The organism is Myxococcales bacterium (assembly GCA_016717005.1).
Taxonomy (GTDB): Bacteria; Myxococcota_A; Polyangia; order Haliangiales; family Haliangiaceae; genus UBA2376.
Map to the genome: position 1 here is coordinate 1 of JADJUF010000040.1, position 6,540 is coordinate 6,540.

Genomic DNA, 6,540 nt, shown 5'->3' on the forward strand with positions numbered 1-6,540 from the left:
CTCGCCAAGACTGACCCACCCGTGCTCGTGAGATGTGACCCGCATGGCGATCTCGGATCGCCAGGTTGATCCCGCGGCCATCGTCCATCGGCGGATGGTCTGAGCAGCGGAGGTGGTGCAGTCGAGCGTCGTCCGGAACGAAGCACGCCCTCGGCGCGAAGCGACGAGGGCGTGTGGGGGGCGGGGGGCCGCGTGTGTCAGGTAGCGCTGGCGTCTCGCAGCGACGGCCCGTCGATCTTGACGGTGTGGCACTGGTGCCGGAGCCGGCTGAGGAGCGCGCCGACGAGCGCCTTGTTGCCGAGGAAGTTCGCCCACTCGGCATAGTCGAGATTGGTCGTGATGATGGTCGACCGCTGCCGGTAGCGCTCCTCCATCAGCTTGAAGAAGATGTTGGTCTGCTCGGGGCGGAGGTTGAGGTAGCCCATCTCATCGATGACGAGGACGTCGACCTTGACCAGCCGGTTGAGCAGGCGCCGCGTCGAGCGGTCGGCGATCGACGCGTACATCTCATCGAACAGGTCCTGCGCGCGCATGAACACGCCGCGATGGCCGTTCTGCAGCGCCTTGAGCAGCAGCCCCGAGGCGAGGCCGGTCTTGCCGACGCCGGTCGGGCCGACGAACACGATGTTCTCGGCCTTGGGGACGAACTCGAGCTCGGCGAACGTCCGGATCTGACGCTGGTTGACGCCGGGTTGGCGCTTGAACGGGAACGTCTCGAGCGTCCACTGCTCGGGGATTCCGGCGCGCTTGATGCGCCAGGCGAGTGCGGCCTCCTGGTTGGCCTGCCACTGCGCCCGCAGCAGCCGGGCCGTGAACTCCTGGTACGACAGGTCCGCCTTGTCGGCGCGCTTGGCCTCCTCGTCGAAGATCTCGGCGATCTTGCGCAGGTGCAGGTTCTTGAGCAATTGCTCGAGGTCATCCTTCATCGGTCGCCTCCGGGTCGGCCGCGAGGCGCTCGGTGGGCACGATGAAGTACGCGGTCGCGATGTTGCGCAAGATCATGCGCTCGAGCCGATCGAGGTCGTAGAGGCCGTAGTGGATCGCGGCCTCGATCGCCGCCACGAGCGGCGCAGCCGGGTAGTCGCGGCGCATCTGCGCCAGCCGCCGCAGCGCGACCGGCCAGCGCGGGGACCGCTGCTTGAGCGTGAGGGCGAACTCGGCGAACGGCGCGCCGGCCGCCGCGAGGTCTTCCTCGTCGGGCGAGCGCCGAGCCGCGGCGACCTGGCCTCGCGGCGGCCGGTGGTCGGGGATCGTGGTGCGCTGCTTGCCGCTGGGCGTCACGCGGTGTTCGTAGGCGTGGACCGCGACCTCGCGGGGCCCGAGGAACACCCGGATCTTGTCCTTGGTCTCGCGGACCTCGACGGCCTTGCCGATGAGCTGATACGGCACCGAGTACATGTGGCCGTCGACGTGGACGTAGCCCTCGAGGTCGACGATGCGCTGGTGCAGCGCGTAGACCTCGGGGACCCACGCCGGCAGCGGGCGCAGGTGCGGCTGCTCGACGGCGAACAGGTCGCGCGGGCGGGCATGCAGGTGGCGCTTGAAGCTCGCGTTGACCTTGTCGCACCATGCGCGCGCCTGGCGATTGACGTCCGCCAGGTCGGCGAACCTGCGTCCGGCGACGAAGTTGTTCTCGATGAAGTCGAACTGCCGCTCGACGTGCGCCGAGCGATTCGCGTCGCCCTTGGCGTGCGCGACGAACCGGAACCCGAGCCGGCGCCCGAACGCCTCCATCTCGGGCACCGGCACCATGTCCTTGCCCGTGCCGCGCAGTACGACGACGTGCGTGTTGTCGATCATGCAGTCGGCGCACGCGCCGCCGAAGTACTGAACGGCGTCGGTCAGGAACACCTTGCAGTGGAACCGCGTGAACCGCGGGTAAACCTGCATGAACACCATCCGCGAGTGCGCGAGCACGACCGACGCGGTCTGTACGCGATGCACGGCGCCGCCGATGGACATGTCATGCGGCGACGTGTCGTGCTGCATCTCCTTGCCGGGGTCAAAGTGGTAGTGCCCCGTCGGCTTGGGCGGCGCGTGCCCAATGCCGTGCCGGCGACAGAACGCCGTCAACGCCGGGTAGGACAGCGTCGGCTGGGGGTTGGTCGCGCACAGCTCCTCGTGCACGCGCACGAGGTTGCCCGCGCAGCTCTGGTAGAGCGCGAGGATCTCGTCGCGCAGCGGCTCTGCCCGCTCGGTGCGCGCGATCGGCGGCGGTGCCGCGCGGCCGTCGGCGAGCACGGCCTTCACCGCGCCGCGGGAGATCTGGAGGGCGCGCGCGATCGCGCGGGTGCCGTGGCCGGCACTACGTAACGTCAGGATGCTTGTGCGTATCGTCTGGTCCAGCATGTAGCTCCTCGATGGCAGCCCCGAGCGCGGCGACGGCGTCCGCCGCCGCGCGCCAGGCCGTGGTGTGGGCGGCGGTGAACGCACCGCCGTGATGCACCCGCCGCCGCGCGCGCCAGGCGATCGCGGCGAGCAGGGTCAGATCCTTGTGGAGTTCGTCGTCGTCGTCGTCGGTCGATGCCGCCGTGGCGCGGAGCGCGCGGAGGCACAGCAGTGGCTCGATGACGATGTGCTGCTTGCCCGTGGCGTCCGCGTGCTTCCAGGCGCGATAGAGCGCGCCGACATCGCGCTCGGCGACGCGCGTCGTCCCGAGCCCGGCGATCAGCTGCGCGCACTGGCGCCGGTTGGCGCGCGCCAACGGCACCAGGTACTTCATCGCGGCGTGCGCGGGCACGATCCCCGCGCGCACGCTCGCCTGGACCTCGGTCGCGAGCGCGTCGAGCAGCGCGAGCCGGCGCGACACCCAGCTCTTCGAGCGGCACAGGCGTGCGGCGAGGTCGTCGAACGACAGCCCGTGCGTCCGCAGCCGGGCGAGCAGCCAGGCGTCCTCGATCGCGGTGTGCGCGGTGGCCGCGAGGTGGTGGTGGTGGACCAACGCCTCGGGCTCCGTCACCGGCCACGTGATCGCGCGCACCGTGTCGCGGCCGAGCCGGTGCAGCGCCTCGACCCGCAGGTAGCCGTCGATCAGCACCAGCCGCTCGCCCTCGGCGACCGCGACCACCGGCACCTGCTGCCCGACCTCGGCGATCGACGCGATCAACCGTCGCCGACGGGCGCCGTCACGGATCCGCAGATCCTCGTGCCGCAGCTCGAGCCGGTGCAGGTCGATCTCCACGCCGCCACGCTGCCGCGGCTACGGAAAACCCTCCATCTGGGTTTGCGCGACCGGAGGGGCATGTCGGGCGAATTCCCTCGCAGCATCAAGCACTTGGCTGCGTATCTCGGTTTGCACGTACGACCCGATTACTCCGACTACTCCCGCAAGGATTACACGACCTTCCACCTGCATCTCGGATTGCACGACATCCCAGGGCACTCCCGCGACCGGTGCCGCCGCGTTCGCGGCCGGCGGCACCCGCACCGAGGTCGGCGCCGTCTTCGCCTCGTCGATCGCCTCCCGCCATCGTCGATGGCGGTCGTAGCCGGGGTTCGCCTCCCGCCACTCACGGTGGGTCCGTTTGCGCCGCGCCTTCTTGCACGTTGCCGCGCCACAGGTTCGCTGGCGATCGCCTACGCGAACGTCAGGCTCGAACCAGCGTCGACACACCGAGCATGGCCGCTTCTTTTGCACTGCCCGGCGACCATCGCCGCTCGCCGATCACGCGGGTGGGTCATTTCTCGCGAGCAACCCCGGGTCAATTCTGGCGAGCGGAAGCGTGTCGCTGCCGAGGAAGATCGGCCGCGGCTCCGAGAGCAGCAGGCCCTCGCGCACGCCGGCGAGGGCCTCGCGGCCCAAACCGCTCGGCGACGGGCGTGGCGTCGGTCACCGCGCCGGCGCCCGCTTCCTCACCGTGTGCGAGGACGGCCTCGTCCACCCATGCACGCCCAAGATGGTCGCGTTCTGCCCTCGCCCTCCGCCCCCCCGCGCCCCGCGGCCGCGCGTCTGCTCTTCGATCTGTTCGTCCCGCTTCGGCGTGGCGCATGGATGGGAAGCAACAGCGGACGACGCGCTGGGTCCAGACGCGTGCCAGCAAGGCGTCGACCACGGTGATGGAGACCACGTCCAGGCAACGTTGATCGAGTATGGCCCAGTCGCTCAGGCCCTCCACCGGTGCCGCAACCGGCGTCACGCAACCCGGCCAGCACGTTTGGCAAACCGCCGTCGCCTCTTTCTTGACGACCAAGAGCCAGACGGTGGTGTTCTTCCGAACGAGACACGTGCCGCCAGGCGAGCGCCAGGCGCCCTCGCGCGTCGCGTCGATCACGTCGCCCACCGACAGGCCCTTACACAAACAGCGGCGCGACCAAGACCTCGTGTCCGGAGGCGGTCCGTCGCACCGGCATGCACTCGATGCTTTCACGGGCGGCCAATCCTCATCGACGTCGAGAGGAAACTCCGAGCGACTCGGCCTGGTCCATGGCTGCGCGATCATCTCTGGCGCGTTCAGCTTGTGACCCTGAGAGTATCTTACACGCAAGACGCTCGGCGCACCGGCGCCATCGACGCGCAGGGCCGCGAGGTTCCGGCGGCGCTCCTCGCGCCGGGTCCGTTGGGCTGGTTTCTCATGACGACGACTCCACGAGCGCTGCGACAGGAGGAACCTCGAGGGACTCCGCCTGGATCATGGCTGCGCGATCCCCCACAGGAGCGTCAATCGTCGGCCTGCCCAAGGCAAGCTTCTTCGTAGTCCAAGACGGCTTCAGCGAGCAGCCTGTCCAACAGGGCACGCACACCCGGTAGCGCACGTCGGGTGGGACATCGACGGCGACGAGACATGGGACGTCGCTCCCCTCTGATTCGCATCCGAGGGCTCGGAGCGCTTGGCCCGGACTTCGCCGACCTTCTTGGGTTCGGGGATGACCACTCTGACGGTGGTGTGGCCCCGCTGCGCGTCAGCCCGACGAAAACCGCAACATGCCGTCGAGCTGCGGCCGCGCCAAAACGACGTCTCCGCAGGCCAGGCCGGTCGCGTAGAAGGGGATGTTGTCGACCTGGTATCCGTCGACGACCGCGGTCGCCCACATCGTCTCGGTTTCTTGCTCGCCGCCTGGCCCCGTACGGAAACGCGATCTTGAGGGCCCCCGTCATTCGTCACCGCCGACCGATGCGCACGTGCGCTCGCCATCGGTCGACGCGTCGGCTGCCTCGCTGATTCTCCCCGGCAATCCGCCAGCGCTGACTCCAGGCTCTTCGATTCAGGTCTTTCTATCATCTGTCCGCTTCGGCGGTGGGTGGGCGGCATCGACAGCCTGGCGATGGTCACGGTGCGGCGCCACGCGGCCAGCTCCTCGAGCGCAAACCCCAGCTCGCGCTCGAACACCGCCAGGAGCAGCGTCACGTCGGTCGCCAACTCGGCGTCAGCGTCGGTCTTGTCGAGGCGCGCTCGGCCGTCGCGGAACGGCGATCGACCACGTCGCCGGATCCAGCGACAGCCTGGTCGTCGACAGCGTCTCGAGGTTCGCGACCTGGACGCCGCTCGGACCAGAACCGTCCACGCAGACCCGACCTCGACCAGCTTGCACGAACCGGGCGCGCCACGCCGCCCACGCTCGTCCCGCTCCTTCGAAGCCGAAAGCCTCGACCAAGACGCCATCGATGGCCGTCAGGAACGCTGCGGCGTCCTCGGCCACCGTACGGGGCCCGGCCCGCGGTTCGCCCTCGACCGCGCGTGCTGCGGAATATCGCTTACGGCCCATGAGCACGAGGCGCTCGGCCGAGCGCACCGTCGGAAGCGCCGACCGAGGTGATGCCGAGGGCGTGGTTCGGGCCGTCAAGCGCAGAATCAAAGCCCTGTGCGAGGAGCTCGCGAACCAGACTATCGGCGACCCGGGGTTCGATGGCGGTGGATCTCTGCGCAGGCGTTGCACGCGAGGTCGGATCAGGGTCGGACCAGGTCGAGGACGATCGACATCATCTCGCCTAGGTACTGCTCGAGCGCCTCGATCCCCTTGCCGCGCACGAGCCCGTACTCATGCGGCGACAGCGGCAACAGCCACCGCACCTGCGTCGGCACGTCCATCCCGACGACGGACTCGGCGTCATCCGGCCAGAGCGTCGGCTGATAGGTCGCGATGGCCGAGATTTGAGTGCACCTGGGATGCAGCCAGGAGACTCAGAGGAATAGCCCGGCCCGAACCCGATGCCCGTGTCCCAGCGACCGCGGCGACGAGCGACAGCGCCGGGGGGATCACGACAGTCGTACTTCTCGTCAGACGCAAAGACCAACTCCTGCCGGACCCGGCCGCGCAGTGCGTCGGTGCTTCAGCGTTTGTCGACTCATCCCGAGGTCGACCAGATCGAGATCTGCTGCGCCGCCAGCCCCGCCCGGCGGACGACCGGGAACTCGGGCCGATGTGCCCGCAGACGGCTACCCAAGGCCACGTCAAAGTATCGCGCCATGTGGTCTTCGACGGGACTGGACGGACTGGACGAACTCACGATCGCTCCTGTGAACGGCCTCCGTTTCATCATCGACCACGGGTCCAGCCTGCATCCATCCGGTTGCGCCGGGAAATTGCGCGGCTGGTCAGGAT

At 69.0% G+C, this 6,540-nt stretch carries 4 protein-coding genes and 1 pseudogene; all 5 read right to left on the minus strand.

Features of this window, described 5'->3' with window-relative positions; all coding sequences use genetic code 11:
- Positions 1–197: 197 nt before the first annotated feature.
- Positions 198–926: an ATP-binding protein gene (locus IPL61_36820; GenBank protein MBK9036756.1), complete on the minus strand. Its 729-nt coding sequence runs from the start codon at positions 924–926 to the stop codon at positions 198–200.
- Positions 916–2,088, minus strand: a complete 1,173-nt coding sequence (locus tag IPL61_36825) for a transposase (GenBank protein ID MBK9036757.1) — start codon at positions 2,086–2,088, stop codon at positions 916–918. The genes IPL61_36820 and IPL61_36825 overlap by 11 nt, the downstream gene beginning before the upstream one ends.
- Positions 2,089–2,305: 217 nt before the next feature.
- Positions 2,306–3,181 carry a ParB N-terminal domain-containing protein gene (locus IPL61_36830; protein MBK9036758.1) on the minus strand — a complete coding sequence of 292 codons (876 nt, stop codon included), beginning with the start codon at positions 3,179–3,181 and terminating at the stop codon, positions 2,306–2,308.
- A gap of 1,718 nt (positions 3,182–4,899) precedes the next feature.
- A pseudogene (locus tag IPL61_36835) lies at positions 4,900–5,037 on the minus strand (DUF4265 domain-containing protein).
- An 848-nt stretch (positions 5,038–5,885) separates the two neighbouring features.
- Positions 5,886–6,026, minus strand: a complete 141-nt coding sequence (locus IPL61_36840) for a hypothetical protein (GenBank protein ID MBK9036759.1) — start codon at positions 6,024–6,026, stop codon at positions 5,886–5,888.
- Between the last annotated feature and the right edge of the window lie 514 nt (positions 6,027–6,540).

Bases quoted from the DNA above. Each gene is read 5' to 3' on its own strand.
- IPL61_36820 (MBK9036756.1), bottom strand. From the start codon at position 926: ATGAAGGATGACCTCGAGCAATTGCTCAAGAACCTGCACCTGCGCAAG.
- IPL61_36840 (MBK9036759.1), bottom strand. From the start codon at position 6,026: ATGGACGTGCCGACGCAGGTGCGGTGGCTGTTGCCGCTGTCGCCGCAT.